10 protein-coding genes are annotated in these 15,885 nt (G+C 61.1%); 3 read left to right on the top strand and 7 right to left on the bottom strand.

Translation table 11 applies throughout. From position 1 onward, the window contains the following. Nucleotides 1–369: 369 nt before the first annotated feature. The 3 genes from VHX65_14190 to VHX65_14180 form a co-directional block, all read right to left on the bottom strand. Entirely contained in the window at nucleotides 370–1,653 is a 1,284-nt protein-coding gene (locus tag VHX65_14190; GenBank protein ID HEX3999699.1) for a lactate racemase domain-containing protein, read from the bottom strand. 491 nt (nucleotides 1,654–2,144) lie between these two features. Then, nucleotides 2,145–2,570, bottom strand: coding sequence for a hypothetical protein (locus VHX65_14185; GenBank protein HEX3999698.1), 426 nt, complete (start codon nucleotides 2,568–2,570; stop codon nucleotides 2,145–2,147). Nucleotides 2,571–2,619: 49 nt separating this feature from the next. Beyond that, the gene (locus VHX65_14180) at nucleotides 2,620–2,805 is read right to left on the bottom strand and encodes a hypothetical protein (protein ID HEX3999697.1); all 186 of its coding nucleotides are present in this window, start codon (nucleotides 2,803–2,805) and stop codon (nucleotides 2,620–2,622) included. A 636-nt stretch (nucleotides 2,806–3,441) separates the two neighbouring features. Here VHX65_14180 and speA point away from each other — a divergent pair. From speA to clcA, 3 genes are all read left to right on the top strand, one after another. Then, entirely contained in the window at nucleotides 3,442–5,361 is a 1,920-nt protein-coding gene (gene speA / locus VHX65_14175; protein HEX3999696.1) for a biosynthetic arginine decarboxylase, read from the top strand. A gap of 233 nt (nucleotides 5,362–5,594) precedes the next feature. Beyond that, nucleotides 5,595–7,820 (top strand): ATP-dependent zinc metalloprotease FtsH, encoded by a 2,226-nt coding sequence (ftsH, locus tag VHX65_14170; GenBank protein ID HEX3999695.1) that lies wholly within the window; start codon nucleotides 5,595–5,597, stop codon nucleotides 7,818–7,820. Between the two features lie 155 nt (nucleotides 7,821–7,975). Next, on the top strand, nucleotides 7,976–9,445 hold the full coding sequence (gene clcA, locus VHX65_14165) for a H(+)/Cl(-) exchange transporter ClcA (GenBank protein HEX3999694.1): 1,470 nt from the start codon (nucleotides 7,976–7,978) through the stop codon (nucleotides 9,443–9,445). A 60-nt stretch (nucleotides 9,446–9,505) separates the two neighbouring features. Here the strand turns inward: clcA and VHX65_14160 are convergent, their stop codons facing one another. From VHX65_14160 to VHX65_14145, 4 genes are all read right to left on the bottom strand, one after another. Then, entirely contained in the window at nucleotides 9,506–11,650 is a 2,145-nt protein-coding gene (locus VHX65_14160; protein ID HEX3999693.1) for a hypothetical protein, read from the bottom strand. A 320-nt stretch (nucleotides 11,651–11,970) separates the two neighbouring features. After that, nucleotides 11,971–12,975, bottom strand: a complete 1,005-nt coding sequence (locus VHX65_14155) for a DUF1559 domain-containing protein (GenBank protein ID HEX3999692.1) — start codon at nucleotides 12,973–12,975, stop codon at nucleotides 11,971–11,973. Nucleotides 12,976–13,041: 66 nt separating this feature from the next. After that, a complete protein-coding gene (locus VHX65_14150) occupies nucleotides 13,042–14,301 on the bottom strand; it encodes a Gfo/Idh/MocA family oxidoreductase (GenBank protein HEX3999691.1) in 1,260 nt (419 codons plus the stop codon). Nucleotides 14,302–14,559: 258 nt separating this feature from the next. Next, entirely contained in the window at nucleotides 14,560–15,822 is a 1,263-nt protein-coding gene (locus VHX65_14145; GenBank protein ID HEX3999690.1) for a putative sugar nucleotidyl transferase, read from the bottom strand. Between the last annotated feature and the right edge of the window lie 63 nt (nucleotides 15,823–15,885).

The following is a 15,885-nucleotide window of genomic DNA, read 5'->3' as shown; positions in this document are numbered from 1 at the left end:
GCGCGAATCGCTTTGACCATCCCAAATTCCGGCGTTGACGCAAAACTAGCCCGAAGCGTAAGCGAGGATGTGCTCCGTTGCGGGGTCGCCATCACGAACGCATTGATCCAATGTGCATCCGGCTGTGCCGCCTGCAGCGAGACGATGCCGCCGTTGCGGCGCTCCCTCGCTAACGCTTCGGGTTAGTGTTGCGCCAAAGATTTGGGATCGTGGGTCGGTAGTGAGGCGGCAAATCGTTGGGCGAATCGCTTTGACCATCCCAAACTACAGCGCTGACGCAACACTAGGCGCGAGGCGTAAGCGAGGGAGCCCCGGTGCCACGCGTCGCCACCCCTGCCATGGCGACTCGTCTGATAGATGATCGCGTTCCTACTCCGAGAACGACCCCTGCACGCCGGCGGCCGGAAGATCTCCGACGGCGTCGAAGGGCATTTCGCCCGCAGCGCCCAGAATCTGCAAATCGCCCCGGCTCGACGCCTCTTCAAAATACGCCGCCGAACAGGCCAACTCGGATAGATCGAGCGTGTTCTTGATCCACATCACTCGGGCTTCGCGCGGTGCGACCAAGCCAAGCGTCGAAAGTGCCGTGGCCAGCAGCTCGCGATCGGTGGCATAATGCAAGGGTTGCATGGCCGCGGAAACGTGTCCGGCCACAAGAGCATTGAGCCAAGTGGCCTGCCGGTCCATTTGCTCGATGATGCGGGTTTTGCAAAACTCGGCGATGCCTAGTCCGACGGCGTTACCCTGCGTCGCGGCCGTTAGCCCGCGGACAATGATCCGCCGAACCTTGGGCAATTCGTCGGCTGCGGCGGCATGGTCGTTGAATTTTCGTCCGACCACGTTCGTATCCAACCCCGATCCGCTGATATTTTTCCCGATCTCGTCGATCACGAGCACATCGGCGGCGTTGAACGGCAACCGCGGCATCCAGGCGATCGCTTGCCGAAGTAGTTCCGGCTCGCGGGCTTCGATCTCTTCAGGCCGCAGGGCAACGAGCTGAGCCACTTCGTCGTACGCATTTTCGAGCACGGCGAGGCCCGCGACGATCCGGCACTCGCGCATCAATCGCCGCGCCACGGCCGGCGCGAAAGCATCGAAGCCAAAATCGAGCATTGCTCGATGGTAGACTTGCGCGCCATTCTGTTTGCCCAAGCCGATCAAGAGCATTTTCACCAACCCGCTTTGATAACGGCCGGCGAGCATCGTGTGCGGTTTGACGCGGCCGCAGAGAAAAACGTGATCGGCTTGGCGAGCGATGCGATCGAAATGGATCGGAAAACCTTGCTCCGCTTGTCCGACGACCACGGTTTCCATATCGGCGCGGATCGGGCAGCGGCAAAACGCTTCCGTGATTCCGTACGATTCGATGACGCGTCGTTGCCCGGCCGCGGTGCCCCCTCCGTGGCTCCCCATTGAGGGAACGAGAAACGGTTCGGCCCCCAGGCTACGCAAATGCTCGACGACGCTGCGCAGAATCACCGCGATCTGAGCGATGCCGCGGCTGCCGGCCGTGATGGCAACGGTTTGTCCTGGTCGAATTTTCGCCCCGAGCTCCAGACGCTGCAATTGCTCTCTGGCGCCGGCGGCGACGTCGTCGACTCGCGGCCGCTGCCACATCTGTCGCAGGCGAAACATTTGCGGAAGTTCAGTCATAATCGATGTCCACTGCAGTATCTGCGAACCCGCTGGTATATCAAACACGCCTCGCCGGCGTCTCTCTCACCACCGAGTCGCCGAGAACGCCGAGACGACAAAACCGGGTTAAATGTCGATGTTTTTTACCGCCGCCGTCATGGGTTTTGCTCACCCATTCGGATGCTTTCTGCTGTTTTCGGTGTTCTCCATGCCACGAACACATGAATTCTTTGTAAGGATCGACGAAAGTGTTTCTATCGTAGTAGGCACACTCCGTGTGCCGTCGGCGCACCGCGGCGCATTGCGCACGGAGCAGCGCAGACGGCACACGGAGTCTGCCTGCTACTTTGGTCGCGGCGACGCCGCATGGTCGCTCTGTGGTTTTCCGTTCGCGAGCCAGCCTGCAAAATTGCGGGGAACTGCTCAACTGCACCACCTCCATAGGAGACACAACACTACCGTCGGATCGCACTTCGGCCCGATTGCCGCTAAACGAGAAGCACTCGGTCTCACCTGACCGACGCCACCTGTTCCACGAAGATTCGCCGCTCCATCAAGAATTGGCCGCCGGCGAAGAATTGAAAGCGGTAGACACCAGCCACGGGAAATCCGACAGGGGGCAGCATGAAGTCGATTTCCACCGTCCCGCGAGGATCTGGAAAATCCACCTCACCCTCCGCAAGCCAGAGCGCATCACGCGATTCCTCATCGTCCACCAGCCGAATCTGAATCGGCATCCGGCCATGGCCGTTGGTTAATGCCACGTGTACGGCCATCGAAGCGTGCAAAATCGGAAATTGCGTCGCGTGCAGGACCGAGAAACTACCGAGCAAGAATCGCTTTCCTGTCGCCGGATCGCGCCAAATCGCGTCGCAAATGACCATCGCTAGCGGATAAGGGGGCGGCAGGTCCGAGTGAATGTGGCCTTTCGACATGCGCGATTTCCTTGCACCCTGACACACGATCCACGGGCACACGATGCCGCTATCTTCGGCTCGGCCCGTACTTGCCGTAAACCCGCAGCACCGATCCGGCGATCAGGAATGTGATAGCGACGCTAAATAGCCAATCGGGCCGGCCGCCGCTGGCCGTTTGCCAAGCGAGCAGCAATATTCCCACGAGCAACAGGCTCCAGCCGACAATGCTGACGCGGTTGATGCCCTTCATCATGCTTGCTGTCCGAGAGGTGAAAGCGGGCGCGATCGACTGCCGCAGCGCCTTCTTTGGCCAATTAAGGCTCGGCCGAAAAACAGCTTCCGCTTTTCGAACCCTTCACTCTGCCCGCTCCCGTAAGGGGAGAGGGGTCGGTGGAGAAGTTCCTTTTCGGCCGAGCCTAAGGCCCGAAATGGTTCGAAAGCCAGCGGACGAGCCCAGGAACCATGATACCGCCAACGGCCCGCGTTTTGGAGTGCCCCAAAAGCTCCGTTATCTTCGGAACCGCAGGCTAACTCCGAATTTGTTCCTGTTTCGCTCGACCTCGGAGCGCGAACTCCAATCTTGCACGGGCCATGTCGATTGGGAAGCGATTCAGCCAAGGTGATCGGGGCGGCAGCCAAGGCATCCGGATGCACGCCCGTCTTTCGTCATAGCGTTTCTTCCGCTGGGTATCGCTGCCACCCTGGCAGCGAAAAAATCGCTCGGTCTCGGCTCACTTCGGGATACCATCGTTCGCAGCAGCGGCTAGAATGCATTATGTTTTGCCGCGCCAGCGGTGATCGGCGATTGCCCGGGCGCTTGCTTGCCGCGGCGTAGGCCCGCGCGGAGTAGTTTCGACGATTCGTGGTTTAAGTTCGGAGAACCGGATAGATGATCGAACTCGAGGTGGAACCATGGACGGTCGACGATGCAGCCGAGTTGTACGAAGTCGCCCGCTGGGGCAATGGGTACTTCAATATCAACGAGGCCGGCCATGTCTGCGTTCTGCCGAATAAGGATGCCACGAAGCCGATCGACTTGAAGCAGCTCGTCGATCGGCTCCAGCTTCGCGGCATCGATCTGCCGATCTTAATTCGCTTCGCCGGCATCCTGCAGCATCGGCTGCGCGAAATTCACAGCGCATTTCAAAACGCCATCGCCGAGCACAAATATCAGGGCAACTATTGCTGCGTCTATCCGATCAAGGTCAACCAGCAGCGGCAGGTGGTCGAAGAGGTGGTCGAATTCGGTCGGCCATTCAAGTTCGGCCTCGAAGCCGGCAGCAAACCGGAGCTACTGGCCGTTGTGGCGATGGCTTCCAACGAGACGCCCATCATCTGCAACGGCTTCAAAGACGCCGAATTCATCGAGACGGCAATGCTCGCCCAGAAGATCGGGCGGAATATCATTCCCGTCGTCGAAAAATATACCGAATTGGGTCTGATTCTCGATTATGCGGAGAAGATCGGCGTGCGGCCGACCATCGGCATGCGCGTCAAGCTCGCGGCCCGTGGTTCGGGGCGCTGGCAATCGTCGGCCGGGTTTCGCTCGAAATTCGGTCTGACGGTCACGGAGATTCTTCGTGGGCTGGAAGAACTCAAGCGCCGCGGCATGGCCGACTGTTTCAAGCTGTTGCACTACCATCAAGGCAGCCAAATTATCAATATTCGCCAGATCAAGGCGGCGCTCAGCGAGGCGGGGCGGATCTACACCGAACTGGCCCGCCGCGGCGCGGGGCTAGAATATCTCGATGTCGGCGGCGGCTTGGGCGTCGACTACGACGGCTCACAAACCAATTTCGAATCGAGCGTCAACTACACGCTGCAGGAATACGCCAACGACGTGGTGTATCACGTGCACCGCGCCTGCGAAGACGCCGGAGTAAAGCATCCGACGATCATCTCCGAAAGCGGTCGGGCGGTGGTGGCGTATCACAGTGTGTTGGTGTTCGGGGTGCTCGGCGTTTCAGAGCAAGGGGAAAACGGCGTGCCGCCGGCGCTGGCCGAGGATGTCGAGCAACCGCTAGCGGATATGCTCGAGACGTATCAAAACCTCACGGTCCGCAATCTACTGGAGAGCTACCACGACGCTCAGCAAGCGCTCGACTCGGCGATGAGCCTGTTCACCAACGGCTATTTGCCGCTCGATCAGCGGAGCAGCGTCGAAAATTTGTACTTCGCGATCTGCCACAAGATTCGCCGGCTGGCAAAGCATCTGGAGTTCATGCCCGAGGAATTGGAGGGCTTGGATTCGTTTCTTTCCGACACGTATTTCTGCAATTTTTCGCTGTTCCAATCGATTCCCGACAGTTGGGCGATCAAGCAGTTGTTCCCCGTGTTGCCGATCCATCGGCTCAAGCAGCGGCCGACGCGCAACGCGGTGTTGGGCGACATCACGTGCGATTCCGACGGCAAGATCGATCAATTCATCGATCGCCGCGACGTGAAGCGCACGCTTCCGCTGCATCCCTATGAAGGCAAGCCGTATTATCTCGGCGCCTTTCTGATCGGGGCGTATCAAGAAATCCTCGGCGATCTTCATAATCTCTACGGCGACACCAATGCGGTGCACATCAGCCAGGATGAGAATGGCCAGGTGGTGCTCGAAGCGGTGATCAAGGGCGACACCGTGCGCGAGGTGCTCGATTACGTGGAATTCGATCCAAACGTGTTGGTGCGCAAATTGCGCGACGCGGTGGAAATGGCAGTCCGCGATGGTCGGATCGGCTATGAGCAAGCGGGCCGCTTTCTGAAGTTCTATGAAGAAGGGCTGGGCGGATACACGTATCTGGAAGAGCCGGACGAAAAGTGACGCGGCCGGATCGAAGCGGTATGCAATTGCAGTTTGCGTCCTGAAACCGGCCGCCCGAGCCCGCAGCGCAAGCAAGAAAGAAACGACGCTTTCCTTGCTCGCGCTGCGGGCTCGATGTTTTTCGGGCCGCGGTCGCTTAGAATTGCCGGCATCGGATTTGCTCCATCGGACGGATTGCGCGTTTTCCGTGGAGCGATTGTCGCTTCGTTTTCCCCATAGCTTGAGGAGCCATTATGCCGCAAGCGCCGAACCCCGGTCCGCCGAGTCCGCCGAATTCGGGTCCGCCGAACGCGCCGAATTCCGGGCCGCCGAACTCCAGGTCGCCCGGCCCCAAAAAACCGCCCGACATGCGGTCGCCGGCGGCATGGGGGCCGATGGTGGGCTATATCGTCGTGTCGTTGCTGATGCTCTGGGTATGGCAAGACATGTACAGTGCAGCCACGATTCGCACGATCGAATACAGCACGTTCAAATCGTATCTCGCCAACGGGGAAGTCGCCCAATGCAGTATTCAAGAAACTGAAATCGACGGCCGCATTGACCCCAAGCGGGCGAACCAGCAGCCACAAGTTCCCACCGAAAAGGCACCTGCCAGCACCCCGGGCGGCGCGGCGCGGGACGCCCCGGCCAAGAGCCCGCCGGCATCGCCCGCCGCGAGTTCTTCCCCGCCCAACGAGAAAGCCAAAACGCCCGAAACGAGCAAAGCCGAGGAAAAAACTGAAACCGAACCGTTCGACTTTCGCACCGTCCGCGTCGAAGATCCGCAATTGGTCGATCAGCTCGAGGCCCAGGGTGTGAAATTCAAAGGCGTTCGCCCCGGATTTCTTTCGACGCTATTCGTCTCCTGGATTCTGCCAATCGGCCTTTTGTTCTTGTTTTGGATCTTTTTGTCGCGACGGATGGCGGGCGCGGGACAGGCCGTCATGCGAATCGGCAAGAGCAACGCCCGGCTGATCGCCGACACCGACACCGGCGTGACGTTCAACGACGTCGCCGGCTGCGACGAAGCCAAATTCGAACTGGAAGAGGTGGTCGATTTTCTGAAAAATCCGTCGCGATACTCGGCACTCGGGGCCAAAATCCCCAAGGGGGTGCTCTTGGTCGGCCCGCCCGGAACCGGCAAGACATTGCTCGCCCGGGCCGTGGCGGGCGAAGCCCACGTGCCGTTTTTCTCGATCAGTGGCAGCGATTTCGTCGAGATGTTTGTCGGCGTCGGAGCTTCGCGAGTCCGCGATCTGTTCGTGCAGGCCAAAGCGCAAGCGCCCTGCATCATCTTCATCGACGAACTTGATGCGATCGGCCGCGAGCGCAGCGTGCACGTCGGCGCGGTGAACGACGAACGCGAGCAGACGCTCAATCAATTGCTCGTCGAGATGGATGGCTTCGAGGCCAATGTCGGCGTGATCTTGCTGGCGGCAACCAACCGGCCGGAAGTGCTCGATCATGCGCTGTTGCGCCCCGGACGGTTCGACCGGCAAGTGATCGTCGATCTGCCCGATCTCGACGGCCGCGAGGCGATCTTGAAGGTCCACTCGCGCGGATTGCCGCTGGCGGAGCATGTCAGTCTGCGGACGATCGCGCAAGGCACCCCCGGCTTTTCCGGCGCCGATCTGGCCAACGCGATCAACGAAGCCGCGCTGCTGGCGGCAAGAAATCGGGAAAAGCAGATCACGCAAAAAGATCTCGACGACGCAGTCGAAAAAGTCGTGGCCGGCCCGGAGCGCAAAAGCCGCCGGCTCAACGACGAAGAAAAACGCCGCGTCGCCTACCACGAAACGGGCCACGCCCTGGTCGGCGCCTACAGCAAATATGCCGACCCCGTCCACAAGATCAGCATCGTGCCGCGCGGCCGGGCAGCGCTCGGCTACACGTTGCAGCTACCCACCGAAGATCGTTTTCTGATGACGCAAACCGCGCTCGTGGATCGCATCAAGGGAATGCTCGGCGGCCGCGCTGCCGAGGAAATCTGCTTCGGCGAAGTCAGCACCGGAGCGGAAAACGATTTGGAACGGGCGACCTCCTTGGCCCGGCAGATGGTCTGCATGTATGGCATGTCGAAATCGGTCGGGCTGGTGCATTGCGCCGAGCATCGGCCGATGTTTCTGCCGGGCCAAGATGGCTCGTTGCAGCGTGATTGCAGTGAAGACACCGCTCGCAAGATCGACGACGAAGTAAAGCGGATGCTGGACGAGCGCTACACCGACGCCAAAGAAATTCTTACCACCCACCGCGACCAATTGGAGTCGGTCGCGCAAGAACTCTTGAAAAGCGAAACCTTGGACGCCGAAACGTTCAAACGCATGATCGGCGAGCCGGCCGAACCAATTCCGCCGGAGGCAAAGCTGCCGGGCACCAAGCCGCTCGCACCGCAATCGCTCACGCCGCCCCCCACGCCGCCGCAACCGCTCGGTCCACCGCCGGGGCCCGGCAGTTCGGAACCACACGCCGCGGCGCGATAAACGAGTGGCGGCGTGTGCCACGGTCGGCGTGTGCCACTGGCAAAGCGCAGTCTGCCAGTGGGACGCCGTGGGGCGGTTCGACACCGGCAGGCTGCGATTGCCAGTGCCACACCCCGAAGTAATTGCCGAGCAAATCCAAATAGGGCTTTACGCCGATGCCGGAACCGCGGTCTCCAGCTGCCGATCATTCTGACGATCCTCAGGCGGTTTCGTCTGCAAAACCGCCGCCCAGCGAGCCGGCTGGCGTTGGGCCGCCGCGACCAGCCGCCGCCGCGATGGAAAAGCTGGCGGTGCCGGCCTCCGAGTCCGACGACGCGTTACCGAGCCAGCCGCTCCAATGGCTGACGCTGATGGTCGTGGCGGCAGTGGTCGGCGCCCTGGCGGGAGTGGTGGGGGCGGCATTCCGCGCGACCTTGGTGTGGGCAGCCGGCTTCCGGCTCGAATTGCTCGCGTTTTCCGCCGCCCAACTGCCGTCGCTGAGTTGGCTGCTGCCAATGTGCGTCTGCGCAGCGGGGGGCGGGCTTGGGCTATGGCTGACGCGGAGGTTGGCGCCCCACACCGCGGGCAGCGGCATCCCACGCATCGAAGCGGTGCTTCGCGCCCATTTGCGGCCAGCCGAAAGTCTGATCCTGCCGGTCAAATTTCTCGGCGGCTCGCTGAGCATCGGTAGCGGCATGGCGCTGGGGCGCGAAGGGCCAACGGTGCAAATGGGCGGCACGATCGGCCGGCTCGTCAGCGACATGCTCCGCCGGTTCATCCCCGAGCCCTGGACGCTTATCGCCGCCGGCGCCGGCGCCGGTCTTGCCGTCGCGTTCAACGCACCGTTGGCGGCATCGCTGTTTGTCATGGAGGAACTGTTGCACCGCTTCTCGGCCCGGGTGTTCAGTGCATCACTGATCGCGTGCATCACGGGCACCGTCGTGCTGCGGGCCGCGCCCAGCGCGTGGATCGGCGGAGCGACCGATTTTAACGTCAATCCGTTGGGCATGACTCCAGCCATGGTCTTGCCGGAATACCTGATACTGGGGCTGGCGGCCGGAGTTCTCGGCGTGTTGTTCAACGTCGGCTTGATCTCTTCGCTGCGATTGTTTAAGCGGTCCCGCAATTGGCCGAAGGGCGCCACCGGCGCAATCGTCGGCGCCGGGGCGGGATTGCTTGCCTGGTACAGCCCCATTGCCGTCGGCGGCGGCGAGGAACTGGCGCAGCATGCGATTGTCGGAGCGTTTGTCTGCCGAACGGCCATCGCATTATTGCTGTTGCGATTTTTACTGACGATGGCCTCCTACGGCTGCGGCGCGCCGGGCGGAATCTTTGCGCCGCTGTTGGCCCTCGGGGCGGTGCTGGGAAATCTCTTCGCCACCGGCACTGCCGCAGTCACGCATGCCTCCGTCTTGCCGGCCCCCTATGCGATTGTTGCCATGGCTGCCTGCTTCACGGCGATCGTGCGCTCCCCACTCACCGGCGTCGTGCTGCTGTTGGAAATGACGGGCTCTTGGACGCTGATTTTGCCAATGATGGCCGCCTCGGTGACGGCTTATTGCGTTCCCGAACTACTCGGCAACCCGCCGATCTACGATTCGCTGCGCAAATTGGATGAGGCTTCTGAGGATGCTGCAGCCGCGTAGAAAGGAGCATGGAAGCCTTCCGAATCGACGGAACAAAGCGTTTTCGACAATCCTCGAAGACTAGCGAGGCTCGGGGCCATCGTCGGCATGTTTTTCGATGTCGATGCCGAGCGGCACGACGATCAGATAGTTGATCGGGCCATTGACGGTAAAAACGAGCCCATCGTCGCCGGCCGACACGCGCCGCGTGGCGATCGAATTATCGCGCCCCTCGTAATAGATCAGCCGCCGATCGCCAAGCGCGGTCCAACCTTCGAAGGGCACTTTGCCGTAGTCGGCGTCGCCCATCGCGATGCGAACCGTGTAGTCGCCACGCGGCACTCTCACCTTGTAGGCCTTCTCAAGCACGGTGTTGAAGTGCATCAGCATCGGATGGTGGGCGCTCGCACGGTCGTCGCGCGCCGAAATATCATGATTGTCGAGCCAGCCATACCCGCGATGGTCGCTGAATTTCTGGCCGGTTTCGGCAAGCCAACCCGGTCGAACCGGAGTCTCTTTTACCTGGAAACTGATCCGCCGAATCTGTGGCTTATCGGTAACATCGACTTTCACTACTGCCGACCTGCGATCGAGCGCGACTCGCACGTCGACCGTAGCGCCGGACTTGATCGCGCGCACCAGCCCGCGCGCGACCGAAACAACTTCCGGCGAATCGCTCGACCAAGTCGCGGCGGCCGTTTCATCTTGCTTGAAATGATCGCTGGCGCGCGAGTAGCGGCCGGCAGCCAGGAGTTGAAACGACTCGCCCGGAACCATCGTTAGCCGGGCGGCGTCGCATTTTAGCGATTGCAATGTCGGCGCGGGCGACACCTTGTCGACCCCAATTTCCGCTCCGCTGGAAAAGCCACGCTTGTAAGCTGGATCGCAGTACGTCGCACGGATTTGTGTCGTGCCGAGCGAGCGGCCGACGACAATCCCGCCGCCGCGCGGCTCGACCGAGGCGACGTTCGGATCGAGAGATTGGTAGTTGGCATCGCGAGTGACGTCGACATGCCTTCCATCGGCATAGACAGCTTCGACGACCAGCGGGGTCGCTGGAATGCTCCGTTCGATCGATTTTCGGCTGGCCCGCGCCACGACGCTCACGATTGGATTTGGCCGCTCGGCGGTGAGCCGGTAAAGAAATACGTTCTGCTTCACGCCGCTACAGACGATGAACAGATTTCTCGACGGAATGTAGCGAAATCGTCCGAAGGTGCCCCACTGCTGCTGCGGTCCGGGCGAAACCCGGTTGGTCGGCGCCGGGGCGTGCCTGGTCCAGTGCAAGGTGTCGATATCGAGCGTGTAGACATCCGCTCCGCCGGCCCATGCCACGAACTTGTCGAGCGCCGGAACGTAGCAGAATCCGGGACTCGCCATTTTCTCGGCCGTGCGATCTCCGCTGGTTTCGACCGTGCGGCACTCCATCACGGCAGGCACATCCTTGAGCTGCGTTATCTTCGATTTGCCGCGGCCGCATGCGACGAGCAGATGCCGGCGGAAATCGATGTCCGCCGTTTCGTAGTAGCTGGGTTCGGGCGAATCATGGAGACGCAACGTCCACTGGTGCGAAAACGGATTCCATTGGCTCAGCTTGCCGCTGGTGATTGGTGTGTTCAGCCAAAGAAGCTGCTTCACGGGGTCATAGGCGCAATAGTCGCCTGTGCGGCCCGTCCGATGGTCGGGATAAACCTCCCAATGCTTGGGATGATCGGGATCGAGCGCGTAGGCCCGCGGCGTGCCCCAGCCTCCGATAACGACATAGCGATCCACCGGCGGCGGCAGATATTCCACGGCGTCGTAGGTGTGCATCGCGAAGGGAGATTTTTCAAGGTCGGTGTACTCGGTGCCGGGAATCACCGGGTCGGGATCGGTCAGCCGATGCCACCGCAGATCGTGCAGTTCGAAAGCATACACTTCGTTTCCGTTGTAGCCCGCATGACCTCCCCCTGGCCCGATATACAGCCGATCGCGTTGCGTGTCGAACGCCCCGCCCGCCCAGCAATCGATCACGCCCCCGACATTGCCTCTAAGCCAAGGAAATTCCTTGTCGCTCGGAGCAACCGCGTCGAGATGTGAATTCGGCACCTCATACCACTCGCCCGGCTTGATTGCATCCAAGACATCAGGGTCGGCCGCGAGCGCAATCGTCGCAGCAAGGCACGCCCACACAACGCAACTGCCGAATATCAGGCGAAGGGCGACACGCAATCGATTCGGAAGCATAGGATCGGGCTCTATATTTCGGGAGGGTTGTTCGAAACGCGGCACGACGTCGATCGTAGCAGGCACACGCCTTGTGCCGTCGGCGCATCGCGGCGGATTGCGCACAGAGCAGCGCAGACGGCACACGGAGTGTGCCTGCTACGTTGGTCGCGGTCCCGCCGCACGGTGGCTCTGTGCCACGAACACACGAATTGTTTGTAGGGATCGACGAAGGTGTTTTTATCGTATAGCCGCCGGTGTTTTAGCGAGTGAGTTTTGGTTGCGGCCAAATCCACTAAAATACCAGCAGAGCCAGTGGCACAAGCGGCCAAGCTAGCGATTTAGAGGCTGGGCGTTGTGACCGGCAGGCCGTCGGCGCGGTTTCCGAGGCGGCGATGCACTTCGGGATCGATCGTGAAACTGAACTTTCGAACTGAGCCGTCGCAAATCGCCATTACGAACACGCCGCGATGAGCACTGCCGAAGCACCAGTAATTTCCGTTGCCGGGGGTGTCTTGTTGCGGCGGTTGGTAGTTGTAAGAACTTCCGTTGGGGCCGGTCGCCGTCGTGCGCGTCTGATCCCAATTCAGCCCGGTGTAAGCATTTTCGTTGTCGCCGTTGTCGGTGCCCGAAGTGTAACTGTCTGGATTGAGATACTTTTCGCCGAGCAGATAGGTGTTGCTGAGTCCGTCGGTGATCGCGGCCAAGTGCAGTTCGGCATGTTGCAAGCACACGCCGGTATTCTGCGGGCAGCCGGCCCAGAACGAAACTTGCTCGCCTTGAGCGTAGCTCGATGGCTGTCGGGATTGGGTTGCGTCGACAAGATTGCTGTCGCCGCCGTTGGCTGCATAATCGATCCGGATGACCTGAGAAGGATTCGCACAGTTTACTTGGCCCGACCCGCTGCCGAAGGTATAGAGCCCGACAGGCCGGCGATCCGGGCAGTAAAAGGTTTCGAGCGGTGTGGCGACAAGCTGCTGCAGGGCGAGGGCCTTGGGCGAAGTGTTGCTACCGGATGCGAGCCCGGCGCCGATTTGTGCTAGCGCCGCCTGATCGATATAGGGCAGAATGCAATAAGCCCAACCGCCTGGCTGCTGCAATCCGGTTCCGAGATCGGGATCGCCGGTCCATATATAGCCCCAGCCTGCGGTCGGCAGGAATCCTTTCGACGCCTCGTGCGAAAGCATCCCGAGCGCCAATTGCTTGACGTGATTCTGGCACTGGACCAGCCGCCCTTGGTCGCGTGCCGATTCCACCGCTGGCAGCAGCAATCCAACGAGAATTCCGATGATCGTGATCACCACCAAAAGTTCGACGAGCGTGAACCCGCCTTCTCGTCCGCTCATCGCAGGTCCTCGTGAATTCCGTTCTCTTGCCGATCGGCTGTGCGTTGCACCATCAACACTGGACAATCAGGCTTCGGGCAGTTCATAGCCCTTGCGCCGCGGTCGATTCAAGTATTTGTCGGCTTCTGGATCGTCGACGAACCGTTCCTTGTCTGGATTCCAGCGGAGCTTGCGACCGATTTCACGGGCGATGTTGGCCAGATGCGAAACGCTGATCGAACGGTGTCCGATTTCGACATCGGCATTGGGCTTTTCGCGGCTCCGGATGCAATCGAGCCAATTCTGAATGTGCGGCTTGGCGATCCAGCCAGGCCCTTCCCAAGCCTCGGCCTTTGCGGCGGTGGGCGCATCCTTGATCAAGCCGGGAGGATTGGTCGTGAACTTATTGCGGTTGATTTCGATCTTGCCGCGCTCGCCGATGAAGATGCCGCCGCCCTGAGGGCCCTTGTCGAGCTCCAAAGATACGACCACTCCGCTGGCATATTTCAAGGAAACTTTGCCGTTCGGGCCCGGCGAGACCGGCCAGATTTCCACCGGCCCGGTTTCACTGGCGCCCAGCGCCCATTGGATTTGGTCGAGCCCGTGGGCGCCCCAATTGGTCATCTCGCCGCCCGAGTAATCGCGCCAGCGCATCCAACTGAATTGGAGTTGCGAATTGAAAGGGCGGAGTTCGGTCGGTCCGCACCATACGTCCCAATCGTCGCCGGCCGGAACTTGCTCTCGCGGAAGGCCGCTGTAGCGTTGCGGGCCGGTGTAGTTGATGCCGAGCACTTTCTGGATTTTGCCGAGTCCGCCGTTGCGGACGAATTCGCAGGCAACGCGGTTGACCTCCATCGTGCGTTGCTGGCTGCCGACCTGGAAGACACGGTTGTATTTTCGCGCCGCGTTGACCAATGCCCGGCCTTCGCCGATGTAGGCCGTGAGCGGTTTTTCCGCATAGACGTCTTTGCCGGCCTGGCAGGCGTGGATGGCGATGCGCGTGCGCACATGGTCCGGCGTGGCGATCATCACGGCATCGAGCTGTTGCTCGTCGAGCATCTTGCGATAATCTTGATAGATTTTCCAATCGGTCTTTTTCGCCGCGACGGTCTCCTGCGCACGTTTGAGAAAACAATCGGCGATCGCCACGATCTTGCCCCCCGCCGGCACTTGGTCCATCAGTTGATTAGCGCGGTGCCCCGTGCCGATAAAGCCGATGACAACGCGGTCGTTGGCCCCCGGCTTTCCGGGCGACGCGAGCACACCGGAGGGGATGAGATAAGGCAGGGCTACGCCGCTTGCCGCGTATCCCAAAACTTTCCGCCGAGAAACCTTCGAAGTGGGCATCCAAACGATCCTGCAGTCATGATGGCCAGCAATCGGATCGAACGGTGTCGATCGATCGGAGACGAAGTTCGATGGGCCCCAGTAGTTTAGCCGTCGGCCGCCAGTGAAGCAATCAACGGAACGGCGCCGCTGGCGCCGCCGCTTCAGCCGCGCGGATGATCCGGGGCTGCACACGAGAATGCCCATGCCGGATTTGCGGAGTTTTCGCGCGAGCGAGCGGTTGTATTTCGCGCATCACCACCGAAAGCCGGCTGGTTGCTACAGCGACAAGGGCTCCGGCGGCAGGGGCGTGCCGAAATTCGCTCGCTCGGGGCGCGTCAGTTCGAAAAGCGAACGGAGCAAATCGACGTCGCACACGCGCTGTTCGATGCCGCGGCGGGCGAACATCCGGGCTTGGGTGGCCACGGCCACGTCGAGGCCGATCTCCGTCACCTGCCCCATCGATCGGGCATAATTGGTGAAGCCGGGCACATTCGTCGTCACGAACCCATAGGCCATGCTGCACACGCCGATCGCCTTGCCCGTGAAGATGCCGGTGTTGACGGCCGTCTTGGCATAGTCGCCGATAAAGCAGCCGACAAGCTGCATGCCGCTCGGCACGCGGCGGCCACCGTAGTCCATCGTCACCGAGCCGTAGGTGTTTTTCAGGTCGCTGTTCGAAGTGCCGGCGCCGAGATTCACCCAACTGCCGACGTAGCTGTGCCCCAAGAATCCGTGATGCTGCTTGTTGCTCAACGGTTCGACGATCGAGGTTTCGATCTCGCCGCCGATCTTGGCCCGCGCGCCGATGGCCACGCCGTCTTTGAGCACGGCCATCTCGATCAGCCGCGCGCCGGGGCCGACATACGCCGGCCCGCTCAAGTAGCAAAACGGCCCGAGCGAAGCGCCGGCGTCGAGCACGATCGGCCCGGCTTGCGTGTTGGTCACCAGATGCTCGCCGATCGTAACGCCTTCGGCGACGAACAGGCCGTCGGAATGCTGGCGAAAACCGTCTCGGATGCGGAATTCGAGGTTTTCCCTCAGCGATCGTTGATGTTCGCGGATCACATCGTGCGGATATTCCAGCAAGCGCAAGTCGGCCGCGACGGCCGGCAATTCCAGGCGGCGAATTGCTGCGGAAAACTCAACGGCACTCGCGGCGAAAAGATGCCGCGGCGGATGCTTGATGAATGCCGCGGCAACGCTTTCGCCGGCAACCGCGATCGCCGAGCGATCCGCATTCGCGAGCCGACGCAAGAGATCGCAATTCGCCACGCCGGGCGCGAGCCGGGCGTTGACGGCGATAATCGCCGCATCGGCCGCTTGACTGCCGGATGCAGGTTCACCGGCAACGAGGACGCGGCGGCCATCGGCCATTTCCAAATCGCGCAGATAATCGCGCACGATCACGTGCACCGGGCCCAACGATTCGACCAATTCGATGAGCCGATAGCCGGCGCAGCCGATGGCATAGGCCGGCCGGCCCATCGTGAGCGGCGCCAACTGATCGACCCGATCGTCTTCGAACAAAACGACTTGCATGGTCTACAAGTCTAGCATTTGGAAACGACGAATGACGAAGCACCAATGAGGAAGGAATGACCA

The sequence above is a fragment of the Pirellulales bacterium genome (assembly GCA_036267355.1).
Classification (GTDB): domain Bacteria; phylum Planctomycetota; class Planctomycetia; order Pirellulales; family DATAWG01; genus DATAWG01.
The sequence above is the reverse complement of the archived record's forward strand: the minus strand, read 5'-3'. Positions and strand labels throughout refer to the sequence as shown.